Here is a 13,005-nt window from a genome sequence, read left to right as displayed (position 1 = left end):
AGCCGCGACGACTCAACTTCAACGACCAACCGAATATCCGATCCAGAAGGAGAGAACAATGGCCCAGTACGACCCGTTCCGCGAACTCGACCGCCTCGCTTCGAGCCTTCTCGACACGCGCCGCGGACCCCGCCGCATGCCGATGGACCTCTACCGCGACGGCGACCACTATGTGCTGACCGCCGACATGCCCGGCATCGATCCGGGCTCAGTCGACATCGACGTCGACGGGCAGCTGCTCACGATCCGCGCCGAGCGCACGCTCGCGACCGGCGACGGCGTCAAGTGGATCACGCGTGAGCGCGAGGCGGCGAGCTTCCTCCGCCAGCTCAACCTCGGGCAGGGCATCGACACCGAGCGCATCACGGCGAACTACACCAACGGCGTGCTCAGCGTCATGATCCCCGTGAGCGAGAAGGCCAAGCCCCGCAAGATCGAGGTCACCTCCGACGCGGAGCAGCCGACGATCACGGCGCACGAGAACCGCGACGAGCCGCAGCCGGTCGAGCAGTGATCTGATCGCGGGTCGCGGGGGTCCGCCTCCGCGCTCCCGCGCGTCCTCACCCCCGACAGCCCCGGGCCTTTCGGCCCGGGGCTGTCGTCGTTCCCGTGCCCGGGCCCGGGCCGCGTCGGGCCCTTCCCGGCCGAGGGAGATCGGGAGCACGCGCGGGCGGTGCGCGCCACCCGGGCGGCCCGCTCCGGATGCCGCGCGCCGACGTAGGCTGACGCCATGCCTGAGTACGCCGTGCCGACGCCGCGTCGCCGCGGGCGCCCGCGCGGCGGGGAATCCGGGGCGCGCGAGCGGATCCTCGCGGCCGCCGTCGACGAGTTCGGCGAGGAGGGGTACGACGGCGCGACGATCCGCGGGATCGCGGGCCGGGCGGGGGTGGACTCCGCCCTCGTGCACCACTACTTCGGCACGAAGGCCGACCTCTTCGCCGAGGCGATCGGGGCGCCCATGCGTCCGGATGTCGACGTGCCGGCGATCCTCGCCGGGCCGCGCGACACGCTCGGCGAGAACCTCGTGCGCTACATCCTCCAGGCGTGGGAGCGGCCCGAGGTGCAAAAGCGCGGCGTCGTGCTGCTGCGCTCGGCGCTGGGCAACCGCTTCTCGACGCCCCTGGTCGCGGGCTTCCTCTCTCGCGAGCTGATCGGGCGCATCGCGGCCGAGCTCGACGCGACCGACGCCGAGCTGCGCGCGAGCCTCGTCGCGTCGCAGGTCGCCGGCATCCTGATCGCGCGGCATGTGCTGAAGCTGCCCGCGGTGGCCGCGGCATCCGTCGACGAACTCGTCGATCGCATCGCGCCGAACGTCCAGCGCTACCTCACGGGCTGACGGCCCTGATGCCGGCGCATCCCTTGACGGAGGATCGCGCCACGCGCACAATTCATCACATGATGAATTGCGCGCTCCCGCCGAACGAGAGCGACCACCGTGGCTGACCGCCCGGCCGGCGCCGTCCACGCCACCGGCAATGCCGTCGAGGTGCGCGGACTGCACGTGCGGCGCGGCAAGACCGAGGTGTTCCAGAGCCTCGATCTCGACATCCCACGCGGACAGATCACGGGCCTCATGGGACCGTCGGGCTGCGGCAAGACGACGCTCATGCGCTCGATCGTCGGCGTGCAGAAGGTCGCCGGCGGCAGCGTCGCGGTGCTCGGCGAGCCGGCGGGCACGCATCTGCAGCGTCACCGCGTGAGCTATGACACGCAGGCCGCATCGGTGTACGGCGACATCACGATCACGCAGAACCTGACGTACTTCGCACGGATCGTGGGCGCCTCGCGGGCCGATGTCGACCGCGTCATCGACCAGGTCGGCCTGCGCGAGAACGCGCGCCAGACGGTCGATTCGCTCAGCGGCGGTCAGGAGAGCCGCGTGTCGCTCGCGGTCGCGATGCTCGGAAGCCCCGAGCTGCTCGTGCTCGACGAGCCCACGGTCGGTCTCGATCCGCTGCTGCGAGCGGAGCTGTGGAGCATCTTCCGCCGGCTGTCGGATGCCGGTGCCACGATCGTCGTCAGCAGCCATGTGATGGACGAGGCGCTGCGGTGCGACCGCATCGTGCTCATGCGCGCGGGCCGCATCATCGCCGACACGACGCCGTCCGGCCTTCTTGCAGAGACCGGTGAGACGGATCCGGATGCCGCGTTCCTCCGGCTCGTGGAGAAGGATGCCGCGGCCGAGCACCATCCGCGCACCCGGCGTGAAGCGCGACGGGAGGAGGAGGAGTGAGCGGCGTGCGCACGCTGGCCACGGCGGGACGCGTGCTTCGCCAGCTGAGCCACGACCCTCGGTCGATCGCGCTCATGCTCATCGCCCCGAGCCTGCTCGTCGGCCTGTTCGCGTGGCTCTTCAGCGACCAGGAGGGCGTGTTCGACATCTACGGCCCGCCGATCCTCGCGCTGTTCCCCTTCATCATCATGTTCCTCATCACGTCGATCACGACGCTGCGGGAACGGCGCTCGGGAACGCTCGAGCGGCTCATGACGACTCCCCTCGGCAAGGCGGACTTCATCGCCGGCTACGCCCTCGCCTTCGGGTTCATGGCGGTGCTCCAGGCGGTCGTCACCGTGTCGTTCGCGGTGATCGTCTGCGGACTCAGCCCGGAGGGACCCGCGTGGCAGCTCGGGCTCGTCGCGGTCGCCGACGCCGTGCTGGGCATGGCGCTGGGCCTTCTCGCGAGCGCCTTCGCGCGGACGGAGTTCCAGGCCGTGCAGTTCATGCCGCTCATCGTCTTCCCGCAGATCCTGCTCGGCGGGCTGTTCATGCCGCGCGATCAGATGCCCGAGGCGCTCTACACGATCAGCAAGTTCCTGCCGCTGAGCTATGCGATCGACGCGATCAACGCCGTGACGAACGGAGACGAGGGGTGGGACGTCTACGGTCCGCTGCTCGTCGTGCTCGCGTTCCTCGTCGGCTCGCTGATCCTCGCGTCGCTCACGCTGCGGCGCCGGACACCGTAGGCGCCGAGCGCACACGGCAGGCGCCCGACGCCGCAGGCGTCGGGAACGGTAGGCGCCCACCAGGCGCTGGACGCCGCAGGGGTCAGCAGGCCTCTTCGGGGCGCGGCTTGCGCAGCTTCGCCGTGAGCTCGCGCAGCTGCGCGAGCTCGGCGTCGTCGAGCACCGACATGCGGTCGGCGATGGCCCTGCCGTGGAGCGAGGCGATCCGCCGGAACGCCGCGGCCCCGGCATCCGTCGCCCGCACGAGCGCCCCGCGACCGTCTTCGGGGTCGGGGCACTTCGAGATGAGCCCGCGCGCGACCATACGGTCGACGAGCCGCGAGACGCTGGGCTGGCTGATGAGCATGTTGGCGGTCACGTCGCGCAAGCGCGCGGTCATGCCCTCGCCGCGGGTCACCGTGAGGAGCACGTCGTATTCGGCCTGCGAGAGGGTCTTCGGATCGAAGTCGTCGTTGATGTCGCCGAAGACCTCGTGCTGGGCACGGAACAGGCTCTCCCACGCGTCGATCGCGAGTCGCCGGTCGGTCATGTGCAACAGACTACGGCGAACGCGGCCACCCGGGCACGGGTCGTAGGCTGTGCCCATGGCGAGGTTCCTCAGGCGTGCCGCCGCCGCGGTGGTCGCGGCATCCGTTCTCGCCCTCGCCGCGTGGAGCGGCCTCTCGGTCACCGCCGGCGAGCAGGCGGCCGCGGCGGTCGTCTCGGCGGGTGTCGACGACTTCACGTTCTCGAGCCTCGACGTCGACTACACCCTCACGCGCGCCGAAGACGGCACGAGCCGGCTCGAGGTCGTGGAACGGTTCGTCGCGCAGTTCCCCGAGTTCGACCAGAACCGCGGGATGCGCCGCACGATCCCCGACTCCTATCAGGGCGTGCCGCTGCATCCGCAACTCGTCTCGATCACCGACGGCGACGGGGCCGCGCGCGAGCAGGAGGTCGCCGACGAGGAGGGTGCCTACTCCATGACGTCGCGCGCCGACGGGTACGTGCACGGCGCGCAGACCTACGTCTTCACCTACACGCTCGAGAACGTCATCGGCGCGTTCGAAGACACGCACGCCGACGAGTTCTACTGGGACGTCAACGGCGTCGACTGGAGCCAGCCCTTCGGGCGCATCACGGCGACCCTGCACCTCGATCCCGCGCTCGCCGCGGCCCTCACGGGCGGCGTCGCGTGCTACCACGGCTATCAGGGCGCCACCGACACGTGCTCCATCGAGGTTCGCCCGGGGACGGATGCCGGGGCCGACGTCTTCGCGCAGACGAGCGACGTGGGCTCGTACCAGACGATGACGGTCGCGGTCGGGTTCGAGCCCGGCACCTTCACGCCGTTCGACTCCTCGTACTTCGCCTCGCCGTGGGGCTGGCTGCAGCTGGTCGCGGCCCTGGGCGTGGTCGCCGGCGTCGTATGGGCCGCCGTGACGCGTTCGCGCCGCCTGCGCGACGAGCCCGGCAGGCCGACGATCATCGCCGAATACACCCCGCCCGCCCACATCGACGCCCTCGAGAGCGCCGTGCTGCTCGGCCGCAGCAGCAAGGCGATCCCGGCCGAAGTGCTCGAGCAGGCCGTGGTCGGAAGCATTCGGATCGTCGAGGGCGCGAAGCGCTGGTTCGGCGGCGCGCGGCTCAAGGCGCAGCTCGTCGACCCCGCGCGGGCGGACGGCGACGGTCGCATGCTGCTCGACGGGCTCTTCCCGGGCCTCATGATCGGCGACGAGTACGAGTTCGGGCAGACCGACAAGAGCTTCTCGGCGGCGGCGCAGAAGATCCTGAAGGCGGCCAGCAGCGAACTCGACCGCCGGGGCCTGCGGCGCAAGGTGCCGGGCTGGACGCGGGCGTGGCCGATCATCGTGACGACGCTCGCGGGTGCCGCGGTCTTCCTGTGCGGCATGGCGGCGCTGGATGCCGCGGTCGACGCGTGGGTGCCGATCCTCCTCATCATCGGCGCCTTCGCGGCCGAGTTCGTCGTGATCGCGCTCCTCTCGCACAAGCCGCTGACCGCGCTCGGAGCGGAGGTGCGCGACCACCTCGCGGGCCTCAAGGTCTTCATCGAGTGGGCCGAGGCCGACCGCATCCGCATGCTGCAGTCGCCGCGGGGAGCCGAGCGCGTGCCGATCGACACGACGAACCGTAGCGAGATGCTCAAGCTCTACGAGACGCTGCTGCCCTACGCCGTCGTGTTCGGCCAGGAGAAGCAGTGGGCCAAGGAGCTGGCCGTGCTCTACGGCGAGGGCAATTCACCGGGCTGGTACTCCGGGTCGAGCGGAAGCTTCAACGCGGCCGCGTTCTCGGCCGGCATCGGGTCGCTCTCGACGAGCGCGTCGTCGTCGTCCTCGTCGGGAGGTTCGGGCGGGGGTGGATCCGCCGGCGGCGGTGGAGGCGGTGGAGGCGGCGGCGGGGTCTGACCCGCGCCGGTCTGAACCGGCTCGCGCCATCCTGCGCTCGCGCTGACGCGAGTTGCCCCTCGTTCGCGCAATTCGGCGCCGACTTGCCACAACGACTGGCAAGTCGACGCCGATGGCGACGGATGCGCGGCGAGGGCACCCGCGCCCGCGACTACGCCTTGCGGTGCTCCGTGTAGTACTCGAGGAGCGCGCGGGTCGAGGCATCCTGAGCCTGCACGGCCGATGCATCGCCCTCGAGAGCCGGCGCGATCTGCAGCGCGAGCTGCTTGCCGAGCTCCACGCCCCACTGATCGAACGAGTTGATGCCCCAGATCACACCCTGCGTGAAGGTGATGTGCTCGTACAGCGCGATGAGCTCGCCGAGCACGCGCGGCGTGAGCGCCGGCGCGAAGATCGACGTCGTGGGGCGGTTTCCGGGGAAGGTCCGCGCGGCGACGAGGGGGCCGGTCGTGCCCTCGGCCTCGACCTCCTCGGCCGTCTTGCCGAACGCGAGCGCCTTCGTCTGCGCGAGGAAGTTCGCCAGGAACAGGCTGTGCACGTCGCGCCCGTCGGATTCCAGCGGGAAGGCGGGGTTGACGAACGCGATGAAGTCGGCGGGGATCAGGCGCGTCCCCTGGTGGATGAGCTGGTAGAACGCGTGCTGGCCGTTCGTGCCCGGCTCGCCCCAGAAGACCTCGCCCGTCGTGGTCGTGACGGGCGACCCGTCCCAGCGCACGGACTTGCCGTTGGACTCCATCGTCAGCTGCTGCAGGTAGGCGGCGAAGCGGTGCAGCTGCTGCGCGTAGGGCAGCACGGCGTGGGTCTGCGCGCCCAGGAAGTTCGAGTACCAGACGTTCAGGAGCCCCATGAGCACGGGGACGTTGCGGGCGAGCGGCGTCTGCGCGACGTGCTCGTCGACGGCGTGGAACCCCGCGAGAAGCTCGCGGAACGCGTCGGGGCCGAGCGTGATGACCAGCGAGAGGCCGATCGCCGAGTCGACGGAGTAGCGGCCGCCGACCCAGTCCCAGAAGCCGAACGCGTTCGCGGGATCGATGCCGAACGCCTCGACCTTGTCGAGGGCCGTCGACACGGCGACGAAGTGATGGGCGACGGCGTTCTTGCGGTCGTCGTCGGAGGAGGAGATGGCTCCGGATGCCTCGAGCCCGGCCCACAGCCAATCGCGGGCGAGCCGTGCGTTCGTGAGCGTCTCGAGGGTCGTGAAGGTCTTGGACGCGACGATGAACAGCGTCGTCTCGGGGTCGAGGCCGGCCGTCTTCATCGCGATGTCGGCGGGGTCGATGTTGGAGACGAAGCGCGCCGTGATCCCCGCGTCGGCGTAGGGCTTGAGCGCCTCGAAGATCATGTACGGGCCGAGGTCGGAGCCGCCGATGCCGATGTTGACGACCGTCTCGACCTTCTTGCCCGTGACGCCGCGCCACTGGCCCGAACGCACCTTCTCGGCGAAGGCGTCCATCGCGTCGAGCACGGCCTGCACGTCGTGATCGACATCCTGCCCGTCGACGGTGAGGGCGGGCTCCGCGCCCGGCGGACGGCGGAGCGCGGTGTGCAGCACCGCGCGGTCTTCGGTCGTGTTGATGTGCACGCCGCGCAGCATCTCGTCGTAGCGCTCGGCGACGCCGGTCTGCTCGGCGAGGCGCACGAGGGCCGAGAGCACCTCGTCGGTCACGAGGTTCTTCGACAGGTCGACGTGCAGGTCGGCCAGCGGAAGGCTCAGCTTGGCGACGCGGTCGGCGTCGTTCGCGAACCAGCCCCGGAGGTCGGGCTCGAAGCCGTCTCGGAGGGCGTCGAGCTCGGCCCAGGCGGAAGTGGCGGTGGCATCGATGGGAGCACTCACGCGTCCCACGCTAGCGCGGCGCGGGGGTTGTGGCCCCGTGTGTTTCGCACGCGGGGCGAGCGCGGCGACGGATGACGCGCGCCGGTGCGGGTGCGCGGTCGGGTCGAGTCAGGCGACGGATGCCTCGGGCCCGCGTCGCGCGCGGGCCGAGGCATCCGACCGCTCAATACCAGCCGGTCGCGTTCGAGTGACCCCACGCGGCGCACGGCGTGCCGTACGAGCCCGCGATGTAGCCGAGGCCCCAGCGGATCTGGGTGGCGGCGTTGGTCTGCCAGTCGGCGCCGGCGCTGGCCATCTTGCTGCCGGGGAGCGACTGGGGGATGCCGGTCGCACCGCTGCCGGAGTTGTAGGCCTGGTAGTTCCAGCTGGACTCGCGGTTCCAGAGCTTCTCGAGGCACGAGAACTGGTCGCCGCCCCAGCCGTACTGGTCGGCGGCCATCTGCCGGGCGACGGCCTTCGCGCCGTCGGGTGTGTTGGCCGCGGCCTGCGCCGCTGCGGCAGCGGCGGCTGCCTCGGCCTGACGCTGCGCTTCGGCGGCTGCGGCCGCGGCTGCGGCTGCCGCTGCCTCTTCGGCGGCCTTCTTCTGCTGCGCCGCCTCGAGGCTGACGCGGAGGGTTGCGACTTGCGCGGTGACCTTGCCCGTCTCGGCGGCGGTCTCTTCGGCGATGCCGGGGAGGAGGAGGAGCGGCAGGACGCTCATCGACGACAGGCGGTCGATGTGGTCGGTGAGGTCGGAGGTGTCGACGCTCGTCGTCTTGCCGACGTCGAGTCCCGACGAGGCGACGTCGGTCGCGACCTTCGAGGCCGCCGTCACAGCGGTGCGCGCCGCGGCGAGGGTGCTGGCCGCCTGGTCGGAGATGTCGTGGAGCGACTCGGCGCGCGAGGTGGTCAGCGTCGCCGGCGTCGTGGCCGCGGCCATCGCGGCCAAGGACGAGCCCGAGCCTGCGTACGCCGACGCCGAAGCCGCCGTCAGTCCGGTGACCGCGACGGCGCCGACGATGGTGCCGACGGCGAGAGCGGTGGTGGCGAGGTTGCGGCGAGGGAGATGGGCAGCGCGAAGCGCACGACGAATGAAGAGCATTGGGCGGGAGGTCCTTCGGTGTGGCACGCCGTCGAGGCGCGACGGCGGCGCCCCTCGGGTGGGGCACGAAGGTCCGAGTCTGCGGGGCCTTTCTGGACGATCCCTCAGGCTTCCCTGGGAGGTCAGTGGGAGCGGCCGACGAAAAACGGCTGATCCAGAGGCCGTTTTCGTTCAGGCCTGCCGACGCGTGAGGCGCGCGGGTGGCTGCGGCTCGCGGCCCCGGGTGAGAGGAGTCGGGCGACAGAGTAAGGGCCGGTCGGAGAGGCTTCCGACCGGCCCTTGTCCCTTGCACCAAGAGTGTCCTGCAATCACATGCGATAGCTGCCACAGCAAAACAACTACCGTGCTTGCACTCTATAACGGCGAGGTAACGGAAGGGAAGACCTTCGCGTTACCTTTTTGTGATTATTGGCTCACGCATAGCTGACACTCAGGTTGACGGATGCCGCGGCCGCCCCGCCGCGTGCGCCCAGCACCGATCTCCGCATCACACCGTCCGGAAATCCCAGCCGGGGCTGCCCTCAGCCCGAGAACCAGCCTGAGGGCCCGAGCGCGCTGCCCAGGCGCGGCACGTACTGGTCGAAGTACACCCGCGAGATGAGCTCGCGACGGCTGCGCACGCCCGCCTTGTCGAAGACCGACTTGAGGTGGTCCTGCACCGTGTAGGTCGACACGTGCATGGTCTCGGCGATCTGCTTCGTCTCCACGCCCTGCAGGACGAGTCGCGTGACGTCGCGTTCGCGCGCGGTGAGCCCGAACGCCGCGACGACGAGCTCGATGATCTCGGGAGGCCGAGCCTGCTCGATCGTGACCACGACCTGGCCGCTGATGCCGTCGCGCGTCGCGAGCGGGGCAGCGTGCACCACGAGCCACACCCCCGATGCAGTGCGCAGACGGGCGTGGGGGAGCGCGGCATCCGTCTCACTCCGTCGCATCCTCCGCGCAGCCGTGACCAATGCGAAGACGGTGCCGAGGGGGTCGGTCGAGTGCTCGAACGCCTTGAGCTGCGCGAGCCGCTCCTCGGCGCCGAGGCTGATATGCGTCACCTCGTCGTCGGCATCGACGATGATGACCGCCGGTCCCGAAGCCTCGGCGTCGGGCAGTCGAGGGTCGGCCAGGCGCGTGAGCATGCCGGCGCGGACGCCGCGCGCCATCGCGTCCGAGAGGGAGGCGAGGAACGCGATCTCGTCCTCGTCGAACCACGGGTCGTCGGCGGCGCGGAAGAGGGCCATGCCGCCCCACATGCCCAGCTGATCGCGGAAGGCCAGCCGTGCTTCGTCGGCGTATCCGAAATGGGGGCGCACCAGCCGGTTGAGCCGCTCGGACTGGTCGACGTAGTCGGGCATCGACGTGTGCATGCCGATGGCGCGCTCCGTCGACGCTGCGAGCGCCTGGAAGGTCGAGCGCTCTTCGGAGCCGTACTCGATGATCGAGAAGAGCCCGTCCAGCGAGTCGTGGTCGGCGAGGTCGCCGAATTTGCGGCCGCTGGTCAGCATCATCGTGACGGGATCGTGCGTCCCCACGCAGGCCCCCTGCCAGGGCACGGCGCGCTGGACCGTCTGGACCGCCTCCGCGACGAACTCCTCCAGGTCGAGGCCCGCCCGCGAGAGCACGTCGAGGTCGCCGCGTGCACGGTCGATCGCCAGGGTGCTCCTCATGGGCACCAGTATGGAGCCGCCGTGATGGCAGCGGTATCCCAGAGTTGTGGGAGACGACCGACCCAGATCTCAGGGGCGGAGATTCCCTCGTGGTCGGGGATGGCCGGACTCCGGCTGAGATCGAGACGCTGTTGCCGTGACCATCACCGCGCCGGGTCGGTGGACGACGACGGCGTGCGGGTGCACGCCGATGACGCCGCGGCGTAGCCGAACCCGTCACGATCTTGCGGGCAGAGTCCGGACCGCGGCGCACGACACCCGACCATTCGCGCACAACGAAGGAGAACCATCATGCGCAACCTCACCCGCTCCGCCCTCGCCGGGACGCTCGTCCTCGCGGCGACCCTCGCCGTGGTCGTCCCCGCGCAGGCGGCGCCGCCCGCCGGCTCGCCCTCGGAGATGAACCGGCTCCTCGCCCAGACGCGAGCCGCGGTCGCCGAGTACCGTGACCTCGACGCGGCGCTCGCCGCCGGATACATCCCCATCAGCGAGTGCGTCGAAGAGCCCGGCGTCGGTGCCATGGGCGTGCACTACCTGAACCCCGCGCTCGTCGCACCGGGCGCGCCCGTCGACCCTCGAGCCCCGCAGATGCTGACCTACGGCCCCTCCGCGACAGGCGAGCTCGAGCTGTGGTCGGCGGAGTTCTTCCAGCCCGATGTCGGCCAGCCGACGCCCATGTACGGCTCGCAGCCGTTCGACGGTCCGATGCCCGGTCACGGTCCGGGTGCGCCGGTCCACTACGACCTGCACGCGTGGGTCGGCAAGCACAACCCCGCCGGCATGTTCGCGGAGTTCAACCCGGCGATGCACTGCTGAGCCGGCAGCCGCCGCGGGCTGATCGGGGACGCGTGTGGCTGCGTGAACCCGCGGGTGGCAGCCACGCGCGTTCCGATTCAGGGGGACGGATGCTGCGACCGGCGCTCCGCGCGGGTTCGGGCATCCTCGTGGGCGGACCGGATGAGGTCGAGCACGAGCGGAAGGGTGCGCTCGCCGGGATTCACCACCGACACCCAGCCGAGCGCGGCGTAGACGGGATGGGGGAGGACCACGTCGTCCGCGGCGTGGTCGGGGGCCGCGGCATCCTTCGGCTCTCTATCGAGGAGCTCGACGAACCTCTTGCGGCCGACGTGGATGTTGACCCGCCAACGGCCGTCGCCCAGTCGCGACTGCGTGTCGTCGGGGTAGTCCTTCGTGACGATCGTGGCGTACGGCTGGGTGTTCTGCGGCACGTCGCCGTCGGGGGCGTAGTAGAAGAAGTGGTCGCCCCACGCGATCTCGGGGTAGGGACCGCCCTCGGCGGGCGCGAGTTCGAGCACGCCGTCGAGCGAGCGCGCCGTGGCCAGGATCTGCTCCATGCTCATCCGCCCAGTCTGCTCATGTGGGCGGCCAGCGTGCCATGCCCGCAGCCCGAAGCCCCACGCCCGGAGCCCCACGCCCGAGCCCCGAGGCCCGAGGCCCGAGGCCCGAGGCCATAACGTCGGAGATCGCCCCAACGTCGGACCGATGCGGGCGATCCGGTCCGACGAAGTGGCGATCTCCGACGTTGTGGCGAGGTGGCGAAGCGAGTGCCCGGGGCGGGCTACTGCGCGGCGTAGCCGCCGTCGACGAGGTGGTAGCTGCCCGAGACGAACGACGCCGCGTCGGATGCGAGGAACGCGACGAGGTCGGCGACCTCCTGAGGCTCGCCCAGGCGGCCGAGCGCGTGCTTCGCGGCGAGGCCCGCCTGCGCGTCTGCGTCGAGGTTGGCATCGACGAGCGGCGTGTGGATGAAGCCCGGGCCGACGGCGTTGACGCGCACACCCTGGGCGCCGTACTCCAGCGCTGCGTTCTTCGTGAGGCCGACGACGCCGTGCTTGGCCGAGACGTACGCGGACGACATCGGGATGCCGACGGAGCCGAGCACCGACGCCATGTTCACGATCGAGCCGCCGCCGTTGCGTGCGATGATCGGCGCCTGCGCGCGCGTGCCGTAGAACACGGCGCTCAGGTTGATGTCGATGACCTTCTGCCAGGAGTCGATGGGGTACTCGCCGATGGGCGCGGCCGCGCCGCCGATGCCGGCGTTGTTGACCGCGATCCGCAGGGGCGCGAGCGCCTCGGCCGCCTCCACGGCCGCCGTGCTGGCGGCGGGGTCGGACACATCGCCCACGAACGCGACCGCCGTGCCGCCTGCCGCCGTGATCTCGGCGACGACCGCGTCGGCGGCCTCCTGTCGCACGTCCGCGACGACGACGGCGGCGCCGTTCGCGGCGAGAGTGAGGGCGACGGCCCGGCCGATGCCGGACCCTGCGCCCGTGACGACGGCGGAACGCTCCGCGACATCGTATGTGGCCATGATGTACCTCCATTGGCGGCGTCATTCGCGGCGCCGTGGGTGTTTCTCCGACATGTGTCGGTCTTCTATGCTCTAACCTACACCTGTCGGATAACATTCCCGGAGGCGTCATGGATCCCCGCAGTCGTCGAAGCCGCGACCGTCTCTTCGCCGCAGCTCTCGAGCTCGCGGCAGCCCAGCCGATCGCCGCGCTCACCGTGACGCAGATCGCCGAGGCGGCCGGGGTTCACCGCTCGACGTTCTACGAGTACGCGGCTTCGCCCGCGGCCCTCGTCGAGCAGGCGCTCACGGGGGAGCTCGACGAACTGCGCACGGCTCTTCTGGAGGACGAATCGGATGCCGCGACCGCCGTCGCGACGGTCACCGAAGGCGTGCTCGAGCACGTCGCGCGCAACGCCTCGATCTACCGGCGCGAGCTCGCCGACGGCGGGGGGAGCCTTCACTCGATGCTCAGCCGGCACTTCCGCGAGACGGCGCGGATCCTCCTCACGCGGGCACGCGTGCGGATCGACATCGAGGTCGCGGGCGTGCCGCATGCCGAGATCGACGAGGCGGCGAGCCGGTTCCTGGCCGATGGCACGGTGGGTGTCATCGAAGGGTGGCTGCGGCATCCGGAACCGGAGGTCGGTGACTTCGTGCGCGTGTATCGTGCTCTCCTACCCGCGTGGTGGCCCCACGCAGGCGCGACCGATCCGGCGCGGGCGGCCGCCTCGCTGCGAGGATGAGTG

Annotated in this window: 13 protein-coding genes; 7 read left to right on the top strand and 6 right to left on the bottom strand. The window is 70.8% G+C overall.

Annotated elements, in window-relative coordinates; all coding sequences use genetic code 11:
• Positions 1–58: 58 nt before the first annotated feature.
• The 4 genes from ACSBPH_RS07375 (at position 59) to ACSBPH_RS07360 (ending at position 2,964) form a co-directional block, all read left to right on the top strand.
• On the top strand, positions 59–514 hold the full coding sequence (locus ACSBPH_RS07375) for an Hsp20/alpha crystallin family protein (protein WP_442576938.1): 456 nt from the start codon (positions 59–61) through the stop codon (positions 512–514).
• A gap of 216 nt (positions 515–730) precedes the next feature.
• The gene (locus ACSBPH_RS07370; RefSeq protein ID WP_442576937.1) at positions 731–1,336 is read left to right on the top strand and encodes a TetR/AcrR family transcriptional regulator; all 606 of its coding nucleotides are present in this window, start codon (positions 731–733) and stop codon (positions 1,334–1,336) included.
• Between the two features lie 99 nt (positions 1,337–1,435).
• Complete coding sequence (locus tag ACSBPH_RS07365) at positions 1,436–2,233, top strand: ABC transporter ATP-binding protein (protein ID WP_442576936.1); 798 nt, start codon at positions 1,436–1,438, stop codon at positions 2,231–2,233.
• On the top strand, positions 2,230–2,964 hold the full coding sequence (locus tag ACSBPH_RS07360) for an ABC transporter permease (protein ID WP_442576935.1): 735 nt from the start codon (positions 2,230–2,232) through the stop codon (positions 2,962–2,964). The genes ACSBPH_RS07365 and ACSBPH_RS07360 overlap by 4 nt, the downstream gene beginning before the upstream one ends.
• Before the next feature lie 82 nt (positions 2,965–3,046).
• Here the strand turns inward: ACSBPH_RS07360 and ACSBPH_RS07355 are convergent, their stop codons facing one another.
• Positions 3,047–3,493, bottom strand: coding sequence for a MarR family winged helix-turn-helix transcriptional regulator (locus ACSBPH_RS07355; protein WP_442576934.1), 447 nt, complete (start codon positions 3,491–3,493; stop codon positions 3,047–3,049).
• Between the two features lie 55 nt (positions 3,494–3,548).
• Here ACSBPH_RS07355 and ACSBPH_RS07350 point away from each other — a divergent pair, with 55 nt between their 5' ends.
• A complete protein-coding gene (locus ACSBPH_RS07350) occupies positions 3,549–5,369 on the top strand; it encodes a DUF2207 domain-containing protein (protein WP_442576933.1) in 1,821 nt (606 codons plus the stop codon).
• A gap of 151 nt (positions 5,370–5,520) precedes the next feature.
• Here ACSBPH_RS07350 and pgi read toward each other — a convergent pair whose 3' ends face one another.
• The 3 genes from pgi to ACSBPH_RS07335 form a co-directional block, all read right to left on the bottom strand.
• A complete protein-coding gene (pgi, locus tag ACSBPH_RS07345; RefSeq protein WP_442576932.1) occupies positions 5,521–7,203 on the bottom strand; it encodes a glucose-6-phosphate isomerase in 1,683 nt (560 codons plus the stop codon).
• A gap of 163 nt (positions 7,204–7,366) precedes the next feature.
• Positions 7,367–8,284: a phospholipase gene (locus tag ACSBPH_RS07340; RefSeq protein ID WP_442576931.1), complete on the bottom strand. Its 918-nt coding sequence runs from the start codon at positions 8,282–8,284 to the stop codon at positions 7,367–7,369.
• 521 nt (positions 8,285–8,805) lie between these two features.
• Complete coding sequence (locus ACSBPH_RS07335) at positions 8,806–9,942, bottom strand: helix-turn-helix transcriptional regulator (protein WP_442576930.1); 1,137 nt, start codon at positions 9,940–9,942, stop codon at positions 8,806–8,808.
• 291 nt (positions 9,943–10,233) lie between these two features.
• Here ACSBPH_RS07335 and ACSBPH_RS07330 point away from each other — a divergent pair, with 291 nt between their 5' ends.
• Positions 10,234–10,758 (top strand): hypothetical protein, encoded by a 525-nt coding sequence (locus tag ACSBPH_RS07330; protein ID WP_442576929.1) that lies wholly within the window; start codon positions 10,234–10,236, stop codon positions 10,756–10,758.
• A gap of 77 nt (positions 10,759–10,835) precedes the next feature.
• On the opposite strand, the gene ACSBPH_RS07325 is transcribed toward ACSBPH_RS07330, so the two are convergent.
• Both ACSBPH_RS07325 and ACSBPH_RS07320 read right to left on the bottom strand, forming a co-directional pair.
• On the bottom strand, positions 10,836–11,303 hold the full coding sequence (locus ACSBPH_RS07325) for a DUF6194 family protein (protein WP_442576928.1): 468 nt from the start codon (positions 11,301–11,303) through the stop codon (positions 10,836–10,838).
• Positions 11,304–11,521: 218 nt separating this feature from the next.
• Positions 11,522–12,277 carry an SDR family NAD(P)-dependent oxidoreductase gene (locus ACSBPH_RS07320; protein WP_442576927.1) on the bottom strand — a complete coding sequence of 252 codons (756 nt, stop codon included), beginning with the start codon at positions 12,275–12,277 and terminating at the stop codon, positions 11,522–11,524.
• A 110-nt stretch (positions 12,278–12,387) separates the two neighbouring features.
• Here ACSBPH_RS07320 and ACSBPH_RS07315 point away from each other — a divergent pair, with 110 nt between their 5' ends.
• The gene (locus ACSBPH_RS07315) at positions 12,388–13,002 is read left to right on the top strand and encodes a TetR/AcrR family transcriptional regulator (RefSeq protein ID WP_442576926.1); all 615 of its coding nucleotides are present in this window, start codon (positions 12,388–12,390) and stop codon (positions 13,000–13,002) included.
• Positions 13,003–13,005 lie beyond the last annotated feature (3 nt).

The organism is Microbacterium sp. F51-2R (assembly GCF_052180235.1).
Classification (GTDB): domain Bacteria; phylum Actinomycetota; class Actinomycetes; order Actinomycetales; family Microbacteriaceae; genus Microbacterium.
This window is presented reverse-complemented; position numbering and strand designations above follow the sequence as displayed.

What these genes read in the sequence shown, in the direction of transcription:
- ACSBPH_RS07375 (WP_442576938.1), top strand. Translation starts at nt 59, where the DNA reads ATGGCCCAGTACGACCCGTTCCGCGAACTCGACCGCCTCGCTTCGAGC.
- ACSBPH_RS07370 (WP_442576937.1), top strand. Translation starts at nt 731, where the DNA reads ATGCCTGAGTACGCCGTGCCGACGCCGCGTCGCCGCGGGCGCCCGCGC.
- ACSBPH_RS07355 (WP_442576934.1), bottom strand. Translation starts at nt 3,493, where the DNA reads ATGACCGACCGGCGACTCGCGATCGACGCGTGGGAGAGCCTGTTCCGT.
- ACSBPH_RS07350 (WP_442576933.1), top strand. Translation starts at nt 3,549, where the DNA reads ATGGCGAGGTTCCTCAGGCGTGCCGCCGCCGCGGTGGTCGCGGCATCC.
- ACSBPH_RS07340 (WP_442576931.1), bottom strand. Translation starts at nt 8,284, where the DNA reads ATGCTCTTCATTCGTCGTGCGCTTCGCGCTGCCCATCTCCCTCGCCGC.
- ACSBPH_RS07335 (WP_442576930.1), bottom strand. Translation starts at nt 9,942, where the DNA reads ATGAGGAGCACCCTGGCGATCGACCGTGCACGCGGCGACCTCGACGTG.
- ACSBPH_RS07330 (WP_442576929.1), top strand. Translation starts at nt 10,234, where the DNA reads ATGCGCAACCTCACCCGCTCCGCCCTCGCCGGGACGCTCGTCCTCGCG.
- ACSBPH_RS07325 (WP_442576928.1), bottom strand. Translation starts at nt 11,303, where the DNA reads ATGAGCATGGAGCAGATCCTGGCCACGGCGCGCTCGCTCGACGGCGTG.
- ACSBPH_RS07320 (WP_442576927.1), bottom strand. Translation starts at nt 12,277, where the DNA reads ATGGCCACATACGATGTCGCGGAGCGTTCCGCCGTCGTCACGGGCGCA.
- ACSBPH_RS07315 (WP_442576926.1), top strand. Translation starts at nt 12,388, where the DNA reads ATGGATCCCCGCAGTCGTCGAAGCCGCGACCGTCTCTTCGCCGCAGCT.